The 23,023-nt window shown below is 56.1% G+C and carries 22 protein-coding genes; 15 read left to right on the top strand and 7 right to left on the bottom strand.

The genetic code is table 11. The annotated features are described in order from the left end of the window. Window position 1: 1 nt before the first annotated feature. Together thrB and thrC are read left to right on the top strand one after the other, a co-directional pair. A complete protein-coding gene (gene thrB / locus AAH446_RS07110; RefSeq protein WP_342906018.1) occupies window positions 2-931 on the top strand; it encodes a homoserine kinase in 930 nt (309 codons plus the stop codon). A 3-nt stretch (window positions 932-934) separates the two neighbouring features. After that, the gene (gene thrC / locus AAH446_RS07115) at window positions 935-2,221 is read left to right on the top strand and encodes a threonine synthase (protein WP_342906019.1); all 1,287 of its coding nucleotides are present in this window, start codon (window positions 935-937) and stop codon (window positions 2,219-2,221) included. Between the two features lie 63 nt (window positions 2,222-2,284). Here the strand turns inward: thrC and yaaA are convergent, their stop codons facing one another. Then, complete coding sequence (yaaA, locus tag AAH446_RS07120) at window positions 2,285-3,061, bottom strand: peroxide stress protein YaaA (RefSeq protein ID WP_342906020.1); 777 nt, start codon at window positions 3,059-3,061, stop codon at window positions 2,285-2,287. Window positions 3,062-3,298: 237 nt separating this feature from the next. On the opposite strand from yaaA, the gene tal reads away from it, so the two are divergent. The 3 genes from tal to AAH446_RS07135 all read left to right on the top strand — a co-directional run bounded on the left by tal (window position 3,299) and on the right by AAH446_RS07135 (window position 6,403). Then, window positions 3,299-4,252: a transaldolase gene (gene tal, locus AAH446_RS07125; protein ID WP_342906021.1), complete on the top strand. Its 954-nt coding sequence runs from the start codon at window positions 3,299-3,301 to the stop codon at window positions 4,250-4,252. 144 nt (window positions 4,253-4,396) lie between these two features. After that, window positions 4,397-4,984: a molybdopterin adenylyltransferase gene (mog, locus tag AAH446_RS07130; RefSeq protein ID WP_342906022.1), complete on the top strand. Its 588-nt coding sequence runs from the start codon at window positions 4,397-4,399 to the stop codon at window positions 4,982-4,984. A gap of 126 nt (window positions 4,985-5,110) precedes the next feature. Beyond that, window positions 5,111-6,403 carry an MFS transporter gene (locus AAH446_RS07135; RefSeq protein ID WP_342906023.1) on the top strand — a complete coding sequence of 431 codons (1,293 nt, stop codon included), beginning with the start codon at window positions 5,111-5,113 and terminating at the stop codon, window positions 6,401-6,403. Window positions 6,404-6,554: 151 nt separating this feature from the next. On the opposite strand, the gene satP is transcribed toward AAH446_RS07135, so the two are convergent. After that, window positions 6,555-7,127: an acetate uptake transporter gene (satP, locus tag AAH446_RS07140; RefSeq protein ID WP_342906024.1), complete on the bottom strand. Its 573-nt coding sequence runs from the start codon at window positions 7,125-7,127 to the stop codon at window positions 6,555-6,557. A gap of 319 nt (window positions 7,128-7,446) precedes the next feature. Here satP and dnaK point away from each other — a divergent pair, with 319 nt between their 5' ends. From dnaK to nhaR, 4 genes are all read left to right on the top strand, one after another. Continuing rightward, entirely contained in the window at window positions 7,447-9,360 is a 1,914-nt protein-coding gene (gene dnaK / locus AAH446_RS07145; protein ID WP_342906025.1) for a molecular chaperone DnaK, read from the top strand. Window positions 9,361-9,556: 196 nt separating this feature from the next. Next, the gene (gene dnaJ, locus AAH446_RS07150) at window positions 9,557-10,705 is read left to right on the top strand and encodes a molecular chaperone DnaJ (protein WP_342906026.1); all 1,149 of its coding nucleotides are present in this window, start codon (window positions 9,557-9,559) and stop codon (window positions 10,703-10,705) included. 203 nt (window positions 10,706-10,908) lie between these two features. After that, window positions 10,909-12,069 (top strand): Na+/H+ antiporter NhaA, encoded by a 1,161-nt coding sequence (gene nhaA / locus AAH446_RS07155; protein WP_342906027.1) that lies wholly within the window; start codon window positions 10,909-10,911, stop codon window positions 12,067-12,069. 58 nt (window positions 12,070-12,127) lie between these two features. Beyond that, entirely contained in the window at window positions 12,128-13,051 is a 924-nt protein-coding gene (nhaR, locus tag AAH446_RS07160) for a transcriptional activator NhaR (protein ID WP_342906028.1), read from the top strand. A 59-nt stretch (window positions 13,052-13,110) separates the two neighbouring features. Here nhaR and rpsT read toward each other — a convergent pair whose 3' ends face one another. After that, entirely contained in the window at window positions 13,111-13,374 is a 264-nt protein-coding gene (gene rpsT / locus AAH446_RS07165; RefSeq protein ID WP_342906029.1) for a 30S ribosomal protein S20, read from the bottom strand. Window positions 13,375-13,688: 314 nt separating this feature from the next. Between rpsT and ribF the strand changes: the two genes are divergently transcribed. The 6 genes from ribF to rihC all read left to right on the top strand — a co-directional run bounded on the left by ribF (window position 13,689) and on the right by rihC (window position 20,376). Continuing rightward, window positions 13,689-14,627, top strand: coding sequence for a bifunctional riboflavin kinase/FAD synthetase (ribF, locus tag AAH446_RS07170; protein ID WP_342906030.1), 939 nt, complete (start codon window positions 13,689-13,691; stop codon window positions 14,625-14,627). Between the two features lie 30 nt (window positions 14,628-14,657). After that, window positions 14,658-17,474, top strand: a complete 2,817-nt coding sequence (gene ileS / locus AAH446_RS07175) for an isoleucine--tRNA ligase (protein WP_342906031.1) — start codon at window positions 14,658-14,660, stop codon at window positions 17,472-17,474. Next, window positions 17,474-17,974 carry a signal peptidase II gene (lspA, locus tag AAH446_RS07180; protein WP_342906032.1) on the top strand — a complete coding sequence of 167 codons (501 nt, stop codon included), beginning with the start codon at window positions 17,474-17,476 and terminating at the stop codon, window positions 17,972-17,974. Before ileS ends, lspA begins: the two co-directional genes overlap by 1 nt. Window positions 17,975-17,983: 9 nt before the next feature. Continuing rightward, a complete protein-coding gene (fkpB, locus tag AAH446_RS07185; RefSeq protein WP_342906033.1) occupies window positions 17,984-18,454 on the top strand; it encodes an FKBP-type peptidyl-prolyl cis-trans isomerase in 471 nt (156 codons plus the stop codon). Continuing rightward, window positions 18,435-19,388 carry a 4-hydroxy-3-methylbut-2-enyl diphosphate reductase gene (gene ispH / locus AAH446_RS07190; protein WP_342906034.1) on the top strand — a complete coding sequence of 318 codons (954 nt, stop codon included), beginning with the start codon at window positions 18,435-18,437 and terminating at the stop codon, window positions 19,386-19,388. Before fkpB ends, ispH begins: the two co-directional genes overlap by 20 nt. Before the next feature lie 73 nt (window positions 19,389-19,461). Further along, window positions 19,462-20,376, top strand: a complete 915-nt coding sequence (gene rihC / locus AAH446_RS07195; protein ID WP_342906366.1) for a ribonucleoside hydrolase RihC — start codon at window positions 19,462-19,464, stop codon at window positions 20,374-20,376. A gap of 91 nt (window positions 20,377-20,467) precedes the next feature. Here the strand turns inward: rihC and AAH446_RS07200 are convergent, their stop codons facing one another. From AAH446_RS07200 to AAH446_RS07215, 4 genes are read right to left on the bottom strand one after another with little or no spacing between them, the layout of a single operon-like run. After that, window positions 20,468-21,286 carry a PTS system mannose/fructose/sorbose family transporter subunit IID gene (locus AAH446_RS07200; RefSeq protein ID WP_342906035.1) on the bottom strand — a complete coding sequence of 273 codons (819 nt, stop codon included), beginning with the start codon at window positions 21,284-21,286 and terminating at the stop codon, window positions 20,468-20,470. Beyond that, complete coding sequence (locus AAH446_RS07205) at window positions 21,286-22,080, bottom strand: PTS mannose/fructose/sorbose/N-acetylgalactosamine transporter subunit IIC (protein WP_342906036.1); 795 nt, start codon at window positions 22,078-22,080, stop codon at window positions 21,286-21,288. Before AAH446_RS07205 ends, AAH446_RS07200 begins: the two co-directional genes overlap by 1 nt. 10 nt (window positions 22,081-22,090) lie before the next feature. Further along, window positions 22,091-22,585, bottom strand: coding sequence for a PTS sugar transporter subunit IIB (locus AAH446_RS07210; RefSeq protein ID WP_342906037.1), 495 nt, complete (start codon window positions 22,583-22,585; stop codon window positions 22,091-22,093). Window positions 22,586-22,594: 9 nt separating this feature from the next. Continuing rightward, the gene (locus tag AAH446_RS07215; RefSeq protein WP_342906038.1) at window positions 22,595-23,023 is read right to left on the bottom strand and encodes a PTS sugar transporter subunit IIA; all 429 of its coding nucleotides are present in this window, start codon (window positions 23,021-23,023) and stop codon (window positions 22,595-22,597) included.

Here is a 23,023-nt window from a genome sequence, read left to right on the forward strand (position 1 = left end):
CATGGTAAAAATTTATGCCCCGGCCTCAATAGGCAATGTCAGCGTGGGCTTTGACGTACTGGGCGCGGCGGTCTCGCCGGTTGACGGTACGCTGCTGGGCGACTGCGTGACCGTTGAAGCGGCGAGCGAATTCAGCCTGCGTAACGAGGGGCGCTTCGTCAGCAAGCTGCCCGCTAATCCGCAGGACAACATTGTCTGGCAGTGCTGGGATCGCTTCTGTGAGGCCACCGGAATACGCATACCGGTTCGCATGACGCTGGAAAAAAATATGCCGATAGGCTCCGGCTTAGGCTCAAGCGCCTGCTCGGTAGTCGCCGGGCTGATGGCGATGAATGAGCACTGCGGCAGACCGCTCAACGATACTGAACTGCTTGCGCTGATGGGAGAGCTGGAAGGGCGTATTTCCGGCAGCGTACATTATGACAACGTGGCTCCCTGCTTTCTGGGCGGCATGCAGCTGATGCTGGAAGAGAACGGCATTATCAGCCAGGCGGTGCCGGGCTTTGATGAGTGGCTGTGGGTGATGGCCTATCCGGGTATCAAAGTCTCCACCGCAGAAGCGCGCGCGATCCTGCCCGCGCAGTACCGTAAAGAAGAGATCATTAAACATGGGCGCTATATGGGCGGGTTTATTCACGCCTGTCATACTCAGCAGCCTGAACTGGCGGCGAAAATGATGAAAGATGTTATCGCCGAACCTTACCGCACGAAGCTTTTACCGGGATTCGCGCAGGCCCGGCAGGCCGCTCAGGATATTGGCGCGCTGGCCTGTGGCATTTCCGGCTCCGGCCCGACGCTGTTTGCCGTCTGCAATACGCCTGACACGGCGCAGCGTATGGCTGACTGGCTCAGCCAGCACTATCTGCAAAATGATGAAGGCTTCGTCCATATTTGCCGTTCAGATACGGCCGGCGCACGTAAACTGGGATAACGCATGAAACTCTATAATCTTAAGGACCACAATGAGCAGGTGAGCTTTTCGCAGGCGGTTAAGCAGGGACTGGGCAAACAGCAGGGGCTGTTCTTTCCGCTGGAGCTGCCCGAGTTTGAGCTGACCGAGATTGACGAGATGCTGGAGATGGACTTCGTGACCCGCAGCAGCAAAATCCTCTCGGCCTTTATCGGCGATGAAATTGCGGCCCACCAGCTGCACGAACGCCTGAAAACGGCCTTCACCTTCCCGGCGCCGGTGGTCAGCGTCACTGACGATATTGCCACGCTGGAACTCTTTCATGGTCCGACGCTGGCGTTTAAAGATTTCGGCGGCCGCTTCATGGCGCAGATGCTCTCTTACGTCAGCGAAGCCGATGAAAAAATCACGATTCTGACCGCTACCTCCGGGGATACGGGCGCCGCTGTGGCCCATGCTTTTTATGGTATGGAAAATGTACGCGTCGTTATTCTCTATCCGCAGGGCAAAATCAGCCCGTTGCAGGAGAAGCTGTTCTGTACGCTGGGCGGTAACATCCAGACGATCGCCATTGAGGGCGATTTCGATACCTGCCAGTCACTGGTTAAGCAGGCGTTTGACGATGAGCTGCTGAAAAAAGCGATTGGCCTGAACTCCGCCAACTCAATCAATATCAGCCGTCTGCTGGCGCAGATTTGCTACTACTTTGAGGCCGTGGCGCAGCTGCCGCAGGAGAAACGCAATCAGCTGGTGATCTCTGTGCCCAGCGGTAACTTTGGCGATTTAACGGCGGGTCTGCTGGCAAAAACCCTGGGGCTGCCGGTGAAGCGCTTTATCGCCGCGACCAACGCGAATGATACCGTGCCGCGCTTTCTCGTCGGCGGCGAGTGGCTGCCTAATGCGACCGTGGCTACGCTGTCGAATGCGATGGACGTCAGCCAGCCAAACAACTGGCCGCGCGTTGAGGAGATCTTCCGGCGTAAAATCTGGCGGCTGAATGAGCTGGGCGTCGGCGCGGTGGATGATGAAACCACCAGAGCGACGATGCGTGAGCTGGATGCGCTTGGCTATGTTTCCGAGCCGCATGCGGCCATTGCTTACCGGCTGTTGCGCGATCAGTTGCAGGAAGGGGAGTTTGGTCTGTTCCTCGGCACGGCTCATCCCGCCAAGTTTAAGGAGAGTGTGGAGGCGATCCTGGAACGTTCGCTGCCGCTGCCGGAAGCGCTGGCCGAGCGTGCCGACCTGCCGCTGCTTTCTCATGAAATGGCGCCTGACTTCGCCCAGCTTCGCGAATTCCTGCTCTATAAATAGCACTCTGGCCCCCTCGTGGACGGGGGGGCTTTTCAGAGAGAGCAGAAACGTTAACGCGACACCTTATGTCCTTTCGTTACGCTTAAACACCCACTCATTTTCACCGCTCTCATCGGCAGCAAAACGATAACCGCCAACATCGAAGTCCTTCAACTGCGCAGGATCGGTCAGGCGCTGCTGGATAATATAACGGCTCATCAGCCCACGCGCTTTCTTCGCGTAGAAGCTAATCACCTTATATTTGCCGTTTTTCTCATCCAGGAAGATGGGTTTAATAATGCGCGCGTTAATCTGCTTCGGCTTTAAGGCTTTGAAATATTCATCTGAGGCAAGGTTAATCAGCACCTCTTCGCCCTGTTCCGCCAGAGCGGCGTTCAGCGCCCCGGTCAGCTTCTCTGCCCAGAAGGCGTAAAGATCTTTCCCAACCGGATTTTCCAGCTTCGTTCCCATCTCCAGGCGGTAAGGCTGCATCAGATCCAGCGGACGCAGCAGGCCATAGAGGCCGGAAAGAATGCGCAGATGCCGCTGGGCAAAATCGAAATCCTGCTCGTCCAGGCTCTCCGCCGCCAGGCCGGTATAGACGTCGCCTTTAAACGCCAGAATTGCCTGGCGGGCATTGTCGGGCGTGAACGTGGGATGCCAGTCGTTAAAGCGCCCGGCGTTCAGCAGCGCCAGCTTGTCACTGATGCTCATCAGCGAGCCGATCTGGGCGGGCGTCAGCTTGCGGGCTACCTCGATCAGTGTCTGCGACTCATCCAGCAACGCAGGCTGCGTGAAACGCGTTGTCGCCAGCGGGCTTTCAAAATCTAACGTCTTGGCCGGGGAGATAACCATCAACATGCCTGAATCCTTATATAACGCCACAGGGGCGGAAGACCAAACGCGTACTTTAGCAAAAAAGTCAGCTGAAAAGATAAATCGCTGCCATAGCCGCTGCGTTTCCCTGCGCGTCCGGCAGCCATTTAGCTCTCCGTGGCCCCGGACTAACCTTACCTTGCATGGCAAGGTGCGCGTGATATTATCCGGGGCAGACATTTTCAACATTCCGATAACTCTACTCTGACGAGAATGACAATCATGACGGACAAACTAACTTCCCTGCGTCAACTGACGACTGTTGTTGCCGATACCGGTGACATTGCCGCCATCAAGCTTTACCAGCCTCAGGATGCGACCACCAATCCTTCCCTGATCCTCAGCGCTGCGCAGATCCCTGAATACCGTAAGCTGATTGAAGAAGCGGTCAGCTGGGCGCGTGACCAGAGCAGCAAGAAAGAAGAGCAGATCCAGCATGCGGCGGACAAGCTGAATGTGAATATCGGACTGGAGATCCTCAAGCTGGTGCCGGGACGTATCTCTACCGAAGTGGACGCCCGCCTCTCTTACGATACGGAAGGCAGCATCAATAAAGCCCGCACGCTGATCAAACTCTATAACGATGCGGGTATCAGCAACGATCGCATTCTGATTAAGCTGGCCTCCACCTGGCAGGGCATTCGTGCCGCCGAGCAGCTGGAAAAAGAAGGCATCAACTGTAACCTGACGCTGCTGTTCTCCTTCGCCCAGGCCCGCGCCTGCGCCGAAGCGGGCGTTTACCTGATTTCGCCTTTCGTGGGACGTATTCTGGACTGGTATAAAGCGAATACGGATAAAAAAGAGTATGCGGCGCATGAAGATCCAGGCGTGGTTTCCGTGTCTGAGATTTATGAGTACTACAAGCAGCACGGCTATGAAACCGTGGTTATGGGCGCAAGCTTCCGTAACATCGGTGAGATCATCGAGCTGGCTGGCTGCGATCGCCTGACCATCTCTCCGGACCTGCTAAAAGAGCTGGCGGAAAGCGAAGGGACGCTGGAGCGTAAACTCTCCTTCACCGGCGAAGTGAAAGCCCGTCCGGCGAAAATGACTGAGTCTGAGTTCCTGTGGCAGCACAATCAGGATCCGATGGCCGTCGATAAACTGGCGCAGGGTATCCGTAACTTTGCGCTTGATCAGGGCAAACTGGATAAGATGATTGCCGATCTGCTGTAATTTCCTGACCGCAGCCGGCTTCCCGGCTGCGGTATTTTCCCCGCTGTACATCCCGCTTTGCAATGGTTTATCCTGCCCGCTAATACACCCCTTATTCTCCCCCGTCCGCGCACGTTACGTGGCCGGAACCACGGTGATGACACAATGACTAAACTACGCATAGGCTTAATTTCCGTTTCCGATCGCGCAGCAAACGGCATCTATCAGGATGAAGGATTGCCCGCGCTTGAGGCCTGGCTTTCGCAGGCGCTGAGCACCCCGTTTGAGGTGGAGAAGCGTCTGGTGCCGGATGAGCAGACGATGATCGAACAGACGATTTGTGAGCTGGTGGATGAGCTTTTCTGTCATCTGGTGCTGACGACCGGCGGTACCGGCCCCGCGCGCCGTGACGTGACGCCGGATGCCACGCTGGCTATCGCCGATCGTGAAATGCCTGGGTTTGGCGAGCAGATGCGGCAGATCAGCCTGAACTTCGTGCCCACGGCGATCCTCTCACGTCAGGTCGGCGTGATCCGCAAGCAGTCGCTGATCGTAAACCTTCCCGGCCAGCCGAAATCGATTAAAGAGACGCTGGAAGGGCTGAAGGATGCGGAAGGGCAGACAAAAGTGCACGGCATATTTGCCAGCGTGCCTTACTGTATTCAGCTGCTGGAAGGGCCTTATGTGGAAACAAACGCGGCAGTAGTAGCAGCATTTCGTCCGAAAAGTGCAAGGCGCGAAACAAACAGCTGAAAATGGAATAATTGAGGCATAAGATCCAGCGGCGCTGGTGTAGCGAAGAATGAACGGTATAGTACCTGTAGCTTTACAGAAGCTCACTTTACTTTTTTCTTCTTACCCTGATGTGTCTGGAAAATCATGCTTCACGAGAACAGTCGTCGCTTAAACCGGCAGGATTATAAAACCCTTTCTCTGGCGGCCCTGGGCGGCGCGCTGGAGTTTTACGACTTCATCATTTTTGTCTTCTTTGCCGCGGTTATCGGCGATCTCTTTTTCCCGCCGGATATTCCGGACTGGCTTCGTCAGGTACAGACCTTCGCCATTTTTGCCGCGGGCTACCTGGCGCGCCCGCTTGGCGGCATTATCATGGCCCATTTTGGCGACAGCCGGGGGCGGAAAAAAATGTTCAGCCTCAGCATACTGCTGATGGCGCTGCCCACGCTGGCGATGGGAATGCTGCCCACCTATGCCACGCTGGGCATTGCGGCGCCGGTTCTGCTGCTGCTGATGCGCATTTTGCAGGGGGCGGCAATTGGCGGCGAAGTGCCGGGCGCGTGGGTGTTCGTGGCGGAGCATGTGCCTGGAAAGCGTATCGGTTTTGCCTGCGGCACCCTGACGGCGGGCTTAACGGCAGGCATTCTGCTCGGTTCCGTCGTCGCTACTCTGATCACCACCTCCCTTACCGCACAGCAGGTGGCTGACTTTGGCTGGCGTATTCCTTTCTTCCTGGGCGGCCTGTTTGGGTTTGTCGCGCTTTACCTGCGCCGCTGGCTGCGTGAAACGCCTGTCTTTACCGAAATGCAGGCGCGCAAAGCGCTGACGGCCGATCTGCCGCTGAAAACGGTCGTCGTCAGCCATAAACGCAGCGTGGCTATCTCTATGCTGCTGACCTGGCTGCTTTCTGCCTGCATCGTCGTGGTGATCCTGATGGCACCCGCGCTGATGCAGAAGCAGCACGGACTGCCCGCCGCGCTGACCTTACAGGCGAACAGTCTGGCAACGGTCATGCTGATCGTCGGATGCGTCCTTGCCGGCGTTATTGTTGATCGCGTAGGCGCAGCGAAGACCTTAATGGCCGGCAGCCTGCTTCTCGCCGCCAGCAGCTGGTCTTTCTTTCACTTTGCCGCGACGGCACCGCAGTATCTCTTTATCACTTATGCGCTGGCCGGCCTCTTTGTTGGCGTAGTGGGCGTGGTGCCATTTATTATGGTGACGGCGTTTCCTGCGGAGGTGCGTTTTACCGGCATCTCTTTCTCTTACAACGTGGCTTACGCCATCTTTGGCGGACTGACGCCCATTTTCGTGACGTTGATAATGAGGCTGACGCCAATGGGACCCGCCTGGTACGTGCTCGGCCTGGCTACGCTCGGTTTTTTCCTGGGCATTTACCTGCAGCGCGAAAACCGCAGCCGGGTTCTCAGCTACGGTTAAAAGTCAGAGGGCAGGCATAAAAGGCGCAGCACAGTGTGTCAGACGAGGTATAGAGCATAAAGCGTCCCCCGGAATACACTGTGCCGATCGTTTATGTCTTTCCGGACGACTTGCGCTTCAGACGAAAGAATTTGGCTTTCTGAACCCGAAGCTAAGCCTGACTGACTTCTCCAGTCGGCAGCACGCGACGGCCCAACTGCTCATTAATCACTTCCGCCATAGCCAGGTAGATCGCGCTGGCACCGCAAATAATGCCTTCATAGCCAGCAAACCTTATTACGGCCAGGTTACCGGCGATGTTACCGTATGCCAACAGCGCAAACAGCAGCGTCAGGCTGGCGAATACAAATTGCAAAGCACGGTTTGCTCGCAGCGTACCAAAGAACATCAACAGCGTGAACAGGCCCCATATCGCCAGCCAGACGCCGAGAAAGGCAGCATCAGTTGGTTCCGCCAGTCCCATCCGTGGCAGCAGTAAAATCCCCACCAGGCTCAGCCAAAAACAGCCATAAGAAGTAAAAGCGGTCAGACCGAAAGTATTGCCTTTTTTATATTCCAGGATGCCGGCAAAAATCTGCGCCAGCCCGCCAAAGAAAATGCCCATGCTGACGATCACGGAAGCTAACGGAAAAAAACCTGCGTTGTGAAGATTCAGTAATACGGTGGTCATACCGAAACCCATCAGGCCCAAAGGACCAGGATTCGCTAATTTGTTGGTGTGCATAAATCCTCTGAAAGAGTAATAAGTGCTGAAAAAAAGGTGAGTTTATATTTGGCTTGATGAGGAGAATGCTCCACACGCACTGCCGGTGCGCGACGCATCATAATGACCGTAGGAACAGAGGATATTGATCTGAGCGAATCTAAAATCGAAATTTTTTTTGTCTTTCCCCTTGATGCCGTACGAGATGGCCCCATCTTAGTTGGCATCCAAGATTATGGACCTGGAAAAAAGCGCGGCGCCGGCAGTTGAAAAGGTAAAAAAAGCCCGCATTAAGTGTGCATAACCTGATTTGAAACAAATTTAAGTGGGAGATGTTTAGATGGGTAAAATTATTGGTATTGACCTGGGTACGACTAACTCTTGTGTCGCGATTATGGACGGCGGCAAGGCTCGCGTACTGGAAAATGCGGAAGGCGATCGCACCACTCCTTCCATCATTGCTTACACTCAGGATGGTGAAACGCTGGTCGGTCAGCCTGCTAAACGTCAGGCCGTGACCAACCCACAGAATACCCTGTTTGCGATCAAGCGCCTGATTGGCCGTCGCTTCCAGGATGAAGAAGTGCAGCGTGATATTAAAATCATGCCTTATCAGATCGTCGGTTCCGACAACGGTGACGCCTGGCTGGACGTGAAGGGCCAGAAAATGGCACCTCCGCAGATTTCTGCGGAAGTCCTGAAAAAAATGAAGAAAACGGCGGAAGATTACCTGGGCGAACCGGTAACTGAAGCGGTTATCACCGTACCGGCTTACTTTAACGATGCGCAGCGTCAGGCAACTAAAGATGCCGGCCGTATCGCCGGTCTGGACGTGAAGCGTATCATCAACGAACCAACCGCAGCCGCACTGGCTTACGGTATGGACAAAGGCCAGGGCAACCGCACTATCGCGGTTTATGACCTGGGCGGCGGTACGTTTGATATCTCGATTATCGAAATCGACGAAGTTGACGGCGAAAAAACCTTTGAAGTTCTGGCTACCAATGGTGATACCCACCTGGGTGGTGAAGACTTCGACAGCCGCATGATCAACTATCTCGTGGCGGAATTTAAGAAAGATCAGGGTATCGATCTGCACAACGATCCGCTGGCGATGCAGCGTCTGAAAGAAGCCGCAGAGAAAGCGAAAATTGAGCTTTCCTCCGCGCAGCAGACCGACGTTAACCTGCCGTACATCACGGCGGATGCGACCGGTCCTAAGCACCTGAACATCAAAGTGACCCGTGCGAAGCTGGAGTCGCTGGTTGAAGATCTGGTTACCCGCTCAATCGAGCCGCTGAAGGTTGCGTTGCAGGATGCCGGTCTGTCTGTTTCTGACATCAACGACGTGATCCTGGTCGGTGGTCAGACGCGTATGCCAATGGTGCAGTCAAAAGTTGCTGAGTTCTTTGGCAAAGAGCCGCGTAAAGACGTTAACCCGGACGAAGCGGTTGCCGTAGGTGCTGCGGTGCAGGGTGGCGTACTGGCCGGCGACGTGAAAGACGTGCTGCTGCTGGACGTAACTCCGCTCTCCCTGGGTATCGAAACCATGGGTGGCGTGATGACCCCGCTGATCAGCAAGAACACCACTATCCCGACCAAGCACAGCCAGGTGTTCTCAACGGCGGAAGACAACCAGTCTGCGGTGACCATTCACGTGGTGCAGGGCGAGCGTAAGCGTGCAGCGGATAACAAATCGCTGGGCCAGTTCAACCTTGACGGCATTCAGCCAGCACCGCGCGGCATGCCGCAGGTTGAAGTCACCTTCGACATCGATGCTGATGGTATCCTGCACGTCTCCGCGAAAGACAAAAACAGCGGTAAAGAGCAGAAGATCACCATTAAGGCTTCTTCCGGTCTGAACGACGACGAGATCGAAAAAATGGTGCGTGATGCGGAAGCTAACGCCGAGTCTGACCGTAAGTTCGAAGAACTGGTGCAGGTTCGTAACCAGGCCGATCATCTGTCGCACAGCACCCGTAAGCAGCTGGACGAAGCCGGTGACAAACTGCCGGCAGACGACAAGGCACCTATCGAAGCGGCGCTGACCGAGCTGAACACCGCGCTGAAAGGCGAGGATAAAGCGGAAATCGAAGCCAAAATGCAGGCGCTGATGGAAGTCTCCAGCAAGCTGATGGAATTTGCTCAGCAGCAGGCCGCTGGCGGCGCTGCGGATGCAGGTGACGCGTCTGGTAAGAAAGAAGACGATGTCGTTGACGCTGAATTCGAAGAAGTGAAAGACGACAAAAAATAATCGCCTTTGAGCGGACAAGGTGGGGTTCCTGAATACCTGGCGACATTAAGCATTAACCGGCTGACCTGCTTCGCTGAGTCAGCCGGCAAGTTAGCCAGATGACGGCAGGTAAGATGTGAACAGGACCACTGATTAAACCCACGGGCGTCGGAGTTTCTCCACGCCCGTGCACGCATGTTAAGGGCAGAAAACCAGAATGGCGAAAAAAGACTATTACGAGATTTTAGGCGTTTCCCAGACGGCGGAAGAGCGTGAAATCAAAAAGGCCTATAAACGTCTGGCGATGAAATTTCACCCCGACCGCAATCCGGGAGATAAAGAATCCGAGGCCAAATTTAAAGAGGTCAAGGAAGCTTATGAAATTCTGACCGACGCGCAGAAGCGTGCGGCCTACGACCAGTACGGTCATGCCGCCTTTGAACAGGGCGGAATGGGCGGTGGTGGTTACGGCGGCGGCGGCTTTGGCGGCGGCGGCGCAGACTTCAGCGATATCTTTGGCGACGTGTTCGGCGACATCTTCGGCGGAGGACGCCGTCAGCAGCGTGCCGCTCGCGGCGCCGATTTGCGCTACAACATGGAGCTGACGCTTGAAGAAGCCGTCCGCGGCGTGACCAAAGAGATCCGCATCCCTACGCTTGAAGAGTGTGACGTTTGCCACGGCAGCGGCGCGAAGAGCGGCACCAAGCCACAAACCTGTCCCACCTGTCATGGACAGGGCCAGGTACAGATGCGTCAGGGCTTCTTTACCGTTCAGCAGGCGTGTCCGACCTGTCATGGTCGCGGCTCGGTCATCAAAGATCCTTGTAACGCCTGCCACGGCCACGGTCGCGTTGAGAAGTCTAAAACCCTGTCGGTGAAAATCCCGGCTGGCGTGGACACGGGCGATCGTATTCGTCTGAACGGCGAAGGTGAAGCGGGCGAGCAGGGAGCACCGGCAGGCGATCTCTATGTTCAGGTTCAGGTGCGCAAGCACCATATCTTCGAGCGTGAAGATAACAACCTGTACTGCGAAGTGCCGATTAACTTCATTATGGCTGCCCTGGGTGGCGAGATTGAAGTGCCTACGCTGGATGGCCGCGTGAACCTTAAGGTGCCTGCGGAAACCCAGACCGGTAAGCTGTTCCGTATGCGGGGCAAGGGTGTGAAATCAGTACGCGGTGGTGCGCAGGGCGATCTGCTGTGCCGCGTGGTGGTAGAAACGCCGGTCAACCTGAACGACAAACAGAAGGCGCTGCTGCGCGAGCTGGAAGAGAGCTTCGGTGGCCCGAGCGGCGAGAAAAACAGCCCACGCTCTAAAAGCTTTTTCGACGGCGTGAAGAAGTTCTTTGACGACTTAACGCGCTAACGTTATCGCTTTCATAAGCTTATCAAGCCGGGCATTGCCCGGCTTTTTTACGTCTGGTGGCGCTGCAAAGCGCGGCAGGTGCGTCCATACCTCGGGAAAACCTGCTTCAATAGCGGGAATAAACTGTTTTTTACGAGTGATAAAAAAGCGTATGCTGGTGCCACCTGAACAACGCCATCAACGAAAAGTAACTGGATTTTGTGATGAATACTGCGATAAGTAAACTATTAAAAAGTGAAGCTACCGGCGGAATGATCCTCATTCTGGCCGCCGCTATAGCCATGTACCTGGCGAATAATGCCGACACGCAGGGTGCCTATCAGACCCTGTTGTCGATGCCCGTAGAGTTTCGTTTTGGCCCGCTGGATATCAGTAAAGATCTGCTGCTGTGGATCAATGATGCGCTGATGGCGCTGTTCTTCCTGATGATCGGCCTTGAAGTAAAACATGAGCTGGTCTCGGGATCGCTTGCCACCCGGGAAAAAGCGATGTTTCCGCTGATCGCGGCCATCGGCGGCATGATTGCTCCGGGCGTAATCTTCGCATTGCTTAACCATAACGATCCGCTGGCCGCCCACGGCTGGGCTATCCCTACCGCAACGGATATCGCCTTTGCATTGGGTATTCTGGCCCTGCTTGGCAGCCGCGTTCCGCCCTCACTGAAAATGTTCCTGATGGCGCTGGCGGTGATAGACGATCTGGGCGCTATCCTGATTATCGCTTTCTTCTATACCGCCGATTTGTCGCTGGCGTCTATGGGCGTGGCGGCGGGCGCCATTGTCGTGCTGGCCTTGCTTAACCGCTTTGGGGTACGCAACCTCTCCGTCTATATGCTGGTGGGTTTGGTGCTCTGGATAGCCGTACTCAAGTCGGGGGTGCATGCTACGGTAGCGGGCGTTCTGCTGGGCTTCTTCATCCCGCTTAAAAAGGAAAATGGCCATTCGCCGGCGCTGCATATGGCGCACAGTCTTGCTCCCTGGGTGACATGGCTGATCCTGCCGCTGTTTGCCTTCGCCAATGCCGGCGTCTCGCTGACCGGCGTGTCATACGACGGCCTGTTATCTGCGGTACCGCTGGGCATCATTCTGGGGCTGGTTATCGGTAAGCCGCTGGGCATTACTCTGATTTGCTGGATCGCGGAGAAGCTGGGCATCGCCACGCTGCCAGAAGGCACCCGAATGCGGGATATCGCCGCTATCGGTCTGCTCTGCGGTATCGGCTTTACCATGTCGATCTTCATCGCTTCGCTGGCCTTTGATGCCGCGCATGAGGAGATGGTCACTCTGGCTAAGCTGGGTATCCTTACCGGCTCGGTGATTTCAGCGGTGATGGGTTACGTGCTGCTGCGGGTCAAACTTCGTTAGCGTTCACCCGGCCGGCCTTGCTGGCCGGGTGCATGCCTCCGTTCGCTGAGGGTTGCCTGTGTCGCACATTAATTACAACCACCTCTACTATTTCTGGCAGGTATGCAAAGCGGGTTCTGTCGTGGGCGCGGCGGATACGCTGAATCTCACGCCACAGACCATTACCGGCCAGATCAAAGCGCTGGAGGAGCGGTTACAGGGGAAGCTGTTCCGGCGGCAGGGCAGAGGGCTGGTGCCCTCGGAGCTGGGGCAGATGGTCTTTCGCTACGCCGATCGGATGTTTACGCTCAGCCAGGAAATGCTGGATATCGTGAACTACCGAAAGGATGTGAACCTGCTGTTTGACGTGGGCGTGGCCGATGCGCTTTCCAAACGCCTCGTCAGTCAGGTGCTGGAGACCGCAGTGGTTGAGGATGAGAGCATTCATCTTCGCTGCTTTGAATCGACGCACGAGATGCTGCTGGAGCAGCTAAGCCAGCATAAGCTGGATATGATCCTCTCCGACTGCCCGGTAGATTCGGGTCAGCAGGAAGGACTGTTTTCGGTCAAGCTGGGGGAGTGTGGCGTCAGCTTCTGGTGCCGCGAGCCGCTGCCTGCGCTTCCTTTTCCCGCCTGCCTTGAACAGCGCAAGCTGCTGATCCCCGGGCGGCGCTCAATGCTTGGGCGTCGGCTGCTGAACTGGTTTCAGATACAGGGACTGCAGGTGGATATTCTGGGCGAATTTGACGATGCGGCATTAATGAAAGCGTTCGGCACCTCAAGTAATGCGATCTTCGTGGCCCCTTCACTTTATGGGGATGACCTCTTTCATGAAAAGGGGATCACCGAGCTGGGCAGGATTGATAACGTGACGGAGGAGTATCATGTGATTTTTGCCGAGCGTATGATCCAGCATCCGGCGGTAAGACGCATCTGTGAGAAGGACTTCTCAGCGCTTTTTTTCTATCCCGGGCAGTCTGACGTCGCCGGGAGCCTGCGTTAAAGACAAAAAAAAACCGGCAGAGCCGGTTTCTTTTTCAAAGCCGATTAACAGCCTGGCGATTAAGCCAGTTTGTTGATCTGAGCCGTCAGATTTGCTTTATGACGAGCCGCTTTGTTTTTGTGGATCAGGCCTTTAGCTGCCTGACGGTCCACAATAGGTTGCATTTCATTAAATGCGTTCTGTGCAGCAGCTTTATCGCCGACAGCAACAGCAGCGTAAACTTTCTTGATATAAGTACGCAGCATTGAACGACGGCTAGCGTTGTGTTTACGACGCTTCTCTGACGTTACGGCGCGTTTCTTAGCTGATTTGATATTAGCCAAGGTCCAACTCCCAAATAGTTCTATGAGGACAATTCAAAGGCCGAGGAATATGCCTCTTTCGCCCATGGTTGTCAATGGATTTGTGCAAATAAGCGTCATAAAAAAACGACACTTGGTTACGTTTCGATGGCGCAAGATTCTATCAGCTTCATGAGGATGAATACAGCTTAATCATAAGAAAAATGAGATCGGGTTACGCAGACCGCGTTTGCGGCAGAAAATGGCGGCCAGAAAGCAGTAAAGCCGCATTCGCGGGTTAACCTTCCACGCTGTACAAGGTATAATCCGCCGATTTCCACCCATTTGAGCCAGCCATGAAGTTTATCCGCGGCATACATAATCTCAGGGAGCAGCATCGCGGCTGCGTTCTGACTATCGGCAACTTTGATGGCGTGCATCGCGGTCACCAGGCGTTGCTGGCAAGACTGTGCGAAGAAGGGCGACAGCGTCATTTGCCCGTCGTCGTCATGCTGTTCGAACCTCAGCCGCTGGAGCTGTTTGCGGCTGAAAAAGCGCCGGCGCGCCTCTCCCGCCTGCGGGAAAAGGTTCGCTATCTTCGTGAGGCGGGCGTGGATGCGGTGCTTTGCGTACGCTTCGATCGCCGTTTTGCCGCACGCTCTCCACAAAGTTTTGTGGCCGATCTGCTGGTCGATAAGCTGGATGTGAAATTTCTGGCGATAGGGGATGATTTCCGCTTCGGCGCTGGTCGCCAGGGGGATTTCCTGCTATTACAGAAAGCGGGCGCGGAGTATGGCTTCGACGTTATCAGTACCCAGACCTTCTGCGATGGCGGTATGCGCATCAGCAGTACGGCGATTCGTCAGGCGCTGGCAGAAGACAACCTGCCGTTAGCGGCCTCGCTTCTGGGGCATCCTTTCAGCATTTCAGGCCGGGTGGTGCATGGTGATGCGCTGGGCCGGACCATCGGTTTTCCTACTGCTAATCTGCCGCTCAGGCGCTATGCGTCGCCGGTAAAAGGGGTCTATGCCGTCGAGGTTCACGGCATTGGCGACCAGCCGCTGCCCGGCGTTGCCAATATTGGCACCCGCCCCACGGTGGCCGGGATGCGTCAGCAGCTGGAAGTTCACCTGCTGGACGTTGCAATGGACCTGTACGGGCACCATATAGAAGTGGTGCTGTGTGAAAAAATTCGTAACGAGCAGCGTTTCGCTTCACTGGACGCGCTTAAAGAGCAAATTGCTAAAGATGTGGTGACTGCCCGAACCTTTTTTGGGCTGAAAACACCGGTTTAAACAGAACCGAAATACGGAATCGAGAATCTGATGAGTGACTATAAATCTACCCTGAATTTGCCGGAAACGGGGTTCCCGATGCGTGGCGATCTGGCCAAACGCGAACCGGGAATGCTGCAACGCTGGTATGATGACAATCTCTACGGCATCATCCGCGAAGCCAAAAAAGGGAAAAAAACCTTTATCCTGCACGATGGCCCTCCTTACGCGAACGGCAGCATTCATATTGGTCACTCAGTAAACAAGATTCTGAAAGACATTATTGTTAAGTCCAAAGGCCTGTCCGGATTTGACTCCCCTTACGTGCCGGGCTGGGACTGTCATGGCCTGCCAATCGAGCACAAAGTTGAGCAGATGATCGGCAAGCCGGGCGAGAAAGTGACCGCCGCTGAGTTCCGTGAAGCGTGCCGCAAGTACGCTGCCGAGCAGGTTGAAGGCCAGAAGAAAGATTTCATCCGTCTGGGCGTGCTGGGCGACTGGGATCGTCCTTATCTGACCATGAACTTTAAAACCGAAGCCAATATCATTCGTGCGCTGGGCAAAATCATCGGTAACGGCCACCTGCACAAAGGCGCCAAGCCGGTGCACTGGTGTATGGACTGCCGCTCCGCGCTGGCTGAAGCTGAAGTGGAATATTACGACAAGACCTCGCCTTCCATCGACGTGATGTTCAATGCCGTCGATGCGGATGCCGTGCGCGCGAAATTTGGCGCCGGGCGCGTTGAGGGGCCGGTTTCTGTCGTGATCTGGACCACCACGCCGTGGACCATGCCGGCTAACCGCGCCATCTCTCTGCATCCGGAATTTGACTACCAGCTGGTACAGATCGAGGGCCGTGCCCTGATCCTGGCGAGCGATCTGGTGGAAAGCGTGATGAAGCGCGTCGGTATCACCGAATGGCAGGTTCTGGGCGAAGCGAAAGGGGCGGCGCTGGAGCTGGCAGTATTTAAACATCCTTTCCTCGACACCCTTTCGCCGATTGTTCTGGGCGAGCACGTCACGCTGGAAGCGGGTACCGGTGCCGTGCATACCGCGCCGGGCCACGGCCCTGATGACTATGTTATCGGCCAGAAATATGGCATCGAAACCGCCAATCCGGTAGGGCCGGATGGCAGATTCCTGCCGGGGACTTACCCGACGCTGGACGGCATCAACGTCTTTAAAGCCAACGATATGATCGTTGATCTGCTGCGTGAGAAGGGCGCGCTGCTGCACGTTGAGAAACTGCTGCACAGCTATCCGCACTGCTGGCGTCACAAAACGCCTATCATCTTCCGCGCCACGCCGCAGTGGTTTATCAGCATGGATCAGAAAGGCCTGCGCGAGCAGTCCCTGCGTGAGATCAAAGGCGTGCAGTGGATCCCGGACTGGGGTCAGGCGCGCATTGAGTCGATGGTGGCTAATCGCCCCGACTGGTGCATCTCCCGCCAGCGTACCTGGGGCGTGCCGATGGCGCTGTTTGTACACAAAGATACCGAGCAGCTGCACCCGGATACGCTGGCGCTGATGGAAAAAGTGGCCCAGCGCGTTGAGCAGGACGGCATTCAGGCCTGGTGGGATCTTGATGCGAAGGAGCTGATGGGCGACGACGCGGATAACTACGTTAAGGTGCCTGACACGCTGGACGTCTGGTTTGACTCAGGATCGACCAGCTACTCGGTGGTGGATGCGCGTCCGGAGTTCGACGGTCATTCACCGGATATGTATCTGGAAGGGTCGGATCAGCACCGCGGCTGGTTTATGTCTTCCCTGATGATTTCAACCGCGATGAAAGGTAAAGCGCCTTATCGTCAGGTGCTGACCCACGGCTTCACCGTGGATGGTCAGGGCCGTAAGATGTCGAAATCGATCGGCAACACGGTCTCACCTCAGGACGTGATGAACAAGCTCGGCGGCGATATTTTGCGCCTGTGGGTGGCCTCAACCGATTACTCCGGTGAAATGGCCGTCTCCGACGAGATCCTGAAGCGCTCTGCGGATGCCTACCGTCGTATCCGTAACACCGCCCGTTTCCTGCTGGCTAACCTGAACGGCTTCAATCCGGAAACGGACATGGTCAGCCCGGAAGAGATGGTGGTGCTGGATCGCTGGGCGGTTGGCCGCGCGAAAGCCGCGCAGGACGATATCCTTGCCTCCTATGAGAACTATGATTTCCACGAGGTGGTGCAGCGTCTGATGCAGTTCTGCTCTATCGAGATGGGTTCGTTCTATCTGGATATCATTAAGGATCGCCAGTACACCGCCAAAGCCGATGGCCTGGCGCGCCGCAGCTGCCAGACCGCGCTCTACTATATTGCCGAAGCGCTGGTTCGCTGGATGGCACCAATCATGTCCTTCACCGCAGATGAAATCTGGGGCGAACTGCCGGGCAAGCGGGCGAAATATGTCTTCACCGAAGAGTGGTACGACGGGCTGTTCGGCCTGGCGGAGAACGAACCGATGAACGACAGCTACTGGGCCGAGCTGCTGAAGGTGCGTGGCGAAGTCAATAAAGTGATCGAGCAGGCGCGGGCAGATAAGCGCGTGGGCGGCTCTCTGGAAGCGACCGTGACCCTGTATGCCGATCCGGAACTGGCCGCGAAGCTGACCAGCCTGGGCGACGAGCTGCGCTTTGTGCTGCTGACCTCAGGCGCCCAGGTGGCGGATTACGCGCTGGCTACCGACGATGCTCAGCAGAGCGAGCTGGTGAAAGGGCTGAAAATTGCCCTGCATAAAGCGGAAGGCGAAAAATGTCCCCGCTGCTGGCATTACACGACGGACGTTGGCGAGAGCGAAGCTCACCCGGAAATCTGCGGACGCTGCGTCACTAACATCGCCGGCGACGGCGAACAGCGTAAGTTTGCCTGATGAGTAAACCTATTCTCTCTACCGGGCTGCGCTGGCTCTGGCTGGTGGCCGTGGTGATCGGCATCGACTTTGCCAGCAAACAGTGGATTATGGATACGCTGATGCTGCATGAGTCGATGCCGGTCATGCCGTTTTTCAATTTCTTCCATGCGCACAACTACGGTGCCGCGTTCAGCTTCCTGGCCGATAAAGGCGGCTGGCAGCGCTGGTTCTTCGCCGGGATTGCCGTGGCGATCGTGCTGGCGCTGCTGGTGATGATGTACCGGACGCCGGCCAGCCATAAGCTGAACAACATCGCCTACGCGCTGATTATCGGTGGCGCGGCCGGCAACCTGTTCGATCGGGCTTATCATGGATTCGTGGTCGATTTTATCGACTTCTACGTCGGCGACTGGCACTTTGCCACCTTTAACATCGCTGACTGCGGTATCTGTGTCGGGGCCGCGCTGATCGTGCTGGAGGGCTTTCTCAGCCCTGCCGGCAAACAGGCTAAAAATTAAGGGCAGGCTATGAGTGATTCTGTACAGAGCAACAGCGCAGTGCTGGTGCATTTCATCCTGAAGCTGGAAGATGGCTCCACGGCGGAATCCACCCGTAATAATGGCAAGCCAGCGCTGTTCAGCCTCGGTGACGGGAGCCTGTCGGACGCGCTGGAGGCTGAGCTGCTCGGCCTGCGGGCGGGCGACAAAAAGGCCTTTACGCTGGCCCCCGAGTCGGCGTTTGGCCCGGCCAGCCCGGATTTAATCCAGTATTTCTCCCGCCGTGATTTTACCCAGGCGGGCGAGCCGGAGATCGGCGCGATCATGCTGTTCAGCGGCATGGATGGGAACGAGGTGCCAGGAATGATCCGTGAGATCTCCGGTGACTCGATCACCGTTGATTTCAATCATCCGCTGGCCGGGCAGACCATTCACTTTGAGGTTGAAGTGCTTTCAATCGATCCGGCACTGGAGGCGACAAATGCAAATCCTTCTGGCTAATCCCCGCGGCTTCTGCGCGGGCGTTGACCGCGCTATCAGCATTGTGGAGCGCGCGCTGGAAATGTATGGCGCACCTATTTATGTGCGCCATGAAGTGGTGCATAACCGCTATGTCGTCAACAGCCTGCGCGAGCGGGGCGCGATCTTTATTGAGGAGATCGGGGAAGTGCCGGACGGCTCTATCCTGATTTTCTCCGCTCATGGCGTCTCCCAGGCCGTGCGGGCTGAGGCCAAAGCACGCGATCTCACCATGCTGTTCGATGCCACCTGTCCGCTGGTGACTAAAGTGCATATGGAAGTAGCGCGCGCCAGCCGGAAGGGCACTGAAGCGATCCTGATTGGCCATGCAGGGCACCCCGAAGTGGAAGGCACAATGGGGCAGTACAGCAATCCGAAGGGCGGCATGTATCTGGTTGAGTCGCCGGCGGATGTCGCTAAGCTTAATGTGAAGGATGAGGAAAACCTCTGCTTCATGACCCAGACCACGCTTTCGGTGGATGACACTTCGGAAGTGATTGATGCCCTGCGGGAGCGCTTTCCGAAGATTATCGGACCGCGCAAAGATGATATCTGCTACGCCACAACTAACCGTCAGGAAGCCGTCCGTACGCTGGCAAAAGATGCGGATGTGGTGCTGGTGGTGGGTTCGCGCAACTCTTCGAACTCCAACCGCCTGGCCGAACTGGCGCAGCGCGCCGGCAAGCTGGCGCGGCTGATCGATTCTGCTGATGATATTCAGGAAGAGTGGATCAAAGGCGCAGGCTGTATTGGCGTGACGGCAGGCGCTTCCGCCCCCGATATTCTGGTGCAGGAAGTGATCCAGCGCCTGCGCGAATTCGGCGGCGAGGCGGCGGTTGAGCTGATTGGACGGGAAGAGAATATCGTTTTTGAAGTTCCGAAAGAGTTGCGGATGGACGTGCGTGAAGTCAAATAATCGTACATGTCTGTGATGAGATAATGCCGGAGGGTTTACGCCTTCCGGCATTTTTTTTAAGGAGAATAATATGATCAGGACCCCGATCGTCCTGGATACCGATCCAGGGATTGATGATGCCGTAGCTATCGCCGCGGCGCTCTTTTCACCGCAGCTCGATCTTAAGCTAATCACCACCGTCTCCGGCAACGTGGCGGTAGAAAAAACGACGCATAACGCCCTTCAGCTGATGGATTTCTGGCAGAAGGATATCCCGGTCGCCCGTGGGGCCGAAAAACCGCTGGTGCGTCCGCTGCGCGATGCCGCCTACGTGCACGGCGAGTCCGGAATGGACGGCTATGCGTTTACCAAACCGCAGCGTCAGGCGCTCGCCCAGCCTGCGATAACCGCAATCTATGAGACGCTTACCGCCAGCAAAGAGCCGGTGACGCTGGTCGCCATTGGGCCACTCACCAATATTGCCCAGCTGCTCTCCCGCTATCCCGACGCTAAAAAATCTGTCCGGCGGCTGGTGATCATGGGCGGTTCCGCAGGGCGCGGCAACTTTACCCCTACCGCTGAGTTTAACATCGCCATCGATCCCGAAGCGGCAGCTCAGGTGTTTGCCAGCGGCCTGGAGATTGTAATGTGCGGGCTGGATGTGACGAACCGGGCCCTGCTTTCCCCGGCTTACCTGGCGCAGTTACCGATGCTAAACCGGACCGGAAAAATGCTTCATTCTCTCTTCAGCCACTATCGTAGCGGCAGTATGGACAGCGGATTGCGTATGCATGACCTGTGCACGATTGCCTGGCTGGTGAGGCCGGATCTGTTCCGGGCCCATGACTGTTTTGTGGGCATAGAGACGCAGGGAGAATTTACCAGCGGTACCACCGTCGTGGATATTGAGCACCGTATGGGCCGTCCGGCGAATGCGAAAGTACTGCTGGATATCGATGTCGCTGGTTTTCAGAAATGGGTGGCGGAAGTCATCGCGCTGGCGCCTTAACAGGGCGAGTTGATGGTCCCGGCTAAGTTGAACAACCGCTTAGTAAGGCCAGAACAGAGCGGGTAAGTTAACACTCTTACCCGCGAGGCGATCAGACGGTAAATACGCCTGCCGTGACGCCAGCCGCCGCCAGCACCAGCAGTAATAACATCGCTTTTACCGGCGACAGGCCGCGTTTCGCCATGAAATACCAGGTGCCCAGCACCACCATCAGCGGCAGCAGCTGGGGGAAAATGCCATCCAGCATCTGTTGCAGGTGGATATTAACGCCGTCCTTAGTGACAAACGCCAGGCCGGTGCCCAGTTTCACATAGCTTGCCGCCACCCCGCCCATAACGAACACCCCCAGCAGCGACAGCGCTTCACGCAGGCGGGTTGATTTGCTGCTCACCAGCATTTCAACCGAGGTTGAGCCCATATGGTAGCCCTTCAGAAAGAGAAACCACGAGCCGGGAAGGACAATCCCCAGCCAGGCGACACAGTAAAACAGAGCGCCAAGAATATTGCCGCCTGCCGCCAGCGCCATACCGATACTGAGCAGTATAGGGATCAGCATTCCCGGGATCATCGAGTCGCCAATGCCGGCAACCGGCCCCATCAGCCCGACCTTCAGCGTGTTAATGGTTTCACCATCAACAGGCTCGCCGTTGGCGCGTTTTTCCTCCAGCCCCAGCACCATGCCGTTAACGATAGCCCCCAGCTGCGGCTCAATGTTGTAAAACGAGGCGTGCCGCTTCAGCATCTCTTTCCTTTGCAGGTCATCGGGGTACAGCTTTCTGGCGACCGGCAGCATACTCAGGCAAAAACCAAAAGAGGCGAGGCGTTCGTAACTCATTGAAGAGAGGTTATACATCATCCAGCTGCGCCAGCAGCGGCGTAAATCCCGGCGGGTGAGTTTAGGTCCAGTCATCAGAATTCATCCTCATCATCAAGCGGTTTTGCTGTGCCAGCCGGGGCTGGCTCCGGTTTGTAGTTGTAGTGAATAAGCGCCAGCAGGCTGCCCACAATCACCAGCGCCACCATATTCAGCTTCAGGAAGACGATGCAGATAAACCCCACCAGAAAGTAGATCAGCATGCTGTTGTTTTTGATGATTTGCTTCAGCAGGATGGCAATGCCTACCGCAGGGAGAATGCCGCCCAGCACGTTCATCACCGAGAGGACGATTTGTGGCAGGCTGTCCATAAAAGCATTGATGTACTGAGCGCCAAAATAGACGGCGATAAAAGTCGGGATAAAGCGCATGAAAAAGTTAGTCACCTGCGGCCAGATGGCGCTGTTGAGGTAAACGCCGCGTTCATCGTCCCTCTCCAGAGCCAGATCGGCGCGATGGTTCCACCACGAGTTGAGCACCAGCATGGCGTTAAATAGCACCGTCCCGGCGATCCCGATGGTAGCGGCCAGCGCGACGGCCACTTCAGGCCCCTTGCCGGATAAAACGCCCAGCGCGATCGCGGGAAAAGCGACGAAGTTCAGATCGGCTGGCATTGCACCGCCGGGTGTGACCATCGCAATATAGACCGCCTGTACGGCCACGCCGATAATGATGCCGGTTTGCATATCGCCGAGGATAAGCCCGACCAGCATGCCTGAAACCAGCGGACGGGTGATCAGATACCAGCCGCCGGTGACCCCGAGCAGCCAGGGCGTACTCAGTGCGCCTAGATAGCAGAGAATGCCGATTAGTGTCGCTTCAAAAACCATAACGATCCCCTTATTTTATTTTTTGCCTGGCGTCCTGCCAGGTGTAGCTGCTGGCATCGGGCACCAGACGAAACTCTATCTGATGACCACGTACGGTCAGGTCGTCAAATGCCGCCGCCTCTTCGGCGCTGACGGCCTGATTCGGCCCGATGGTGGTAGTGTTGGCGCGGGCGCTCATTGGCCCGACATTAATTTTACGGTTGGCGTTTTGCAGGCTGATTCCGGCTTCCTCAATGCGTCTGAGCGTTACCGGAGATTTTCCAATCACAAAGTAGCGCTTCTCGCTGGCGATAATTTTCGGCAGCTTTTCAATCGCCGTGGCGGTATCAAACAGCCAGACCTTCGTATCCTGTAGCGCCCCCTTCATTACCGATGAGAGGAGTGGATCGGCCGCGACGGCATCGTCGATGGCAATAATGCCGTCGCAGGGAAGCTCTCTGGCCCAGCGGGTAATTAACTGGCCATGAATGACCCGATCGTCAATGCGTACAAAAGAAATGCTCATGGGTTCCCCTTAAAAATCATCAGATTGTTCCGCTGCATCCAGCCGGGCCTGCACCAGTGTCTCTGTCGCCTGGGCGAGAAGCGTGGCGGCGGCTTGCTTAACGTCTTTAAACGTTTTGATCTCGTCGCTTAACAGCAGCATGGGAAAATTAACCCCACCAAGTACGGCCACCGGCGGCGTTGTCGCAGGATTGAAGGCGTGATGACAGGCTATATTCCAGGGGGTGCCGCTTTGTAAGTCGCAGAGGACCAGCACGCCATCAGCCTGTTTACCGGCCTGAAGCAGTACGGCAGCGAACTCCTCCCTGAAACTCTCTATCCCTTTGTTTTCCGTCAGCATTACCGGGAAAACATAAGGCAAATCACCGTATACCATCCGTGCGCTGGCGAGCAGTGCTTTCGCCAGAGGTCCGTGTGTGGCCAGAATGACATTAATCAT

Origin of the sequence: Erwinia psychrophila, assembly GCF_039023475.1 — a bacterium.
Taxonomy (GTDB): domain Bacteria; phylum Pseudomonadota; class Gammaproteobacteria; order Enterobacterales; family Enterobacteriaceae; genus Erwinia.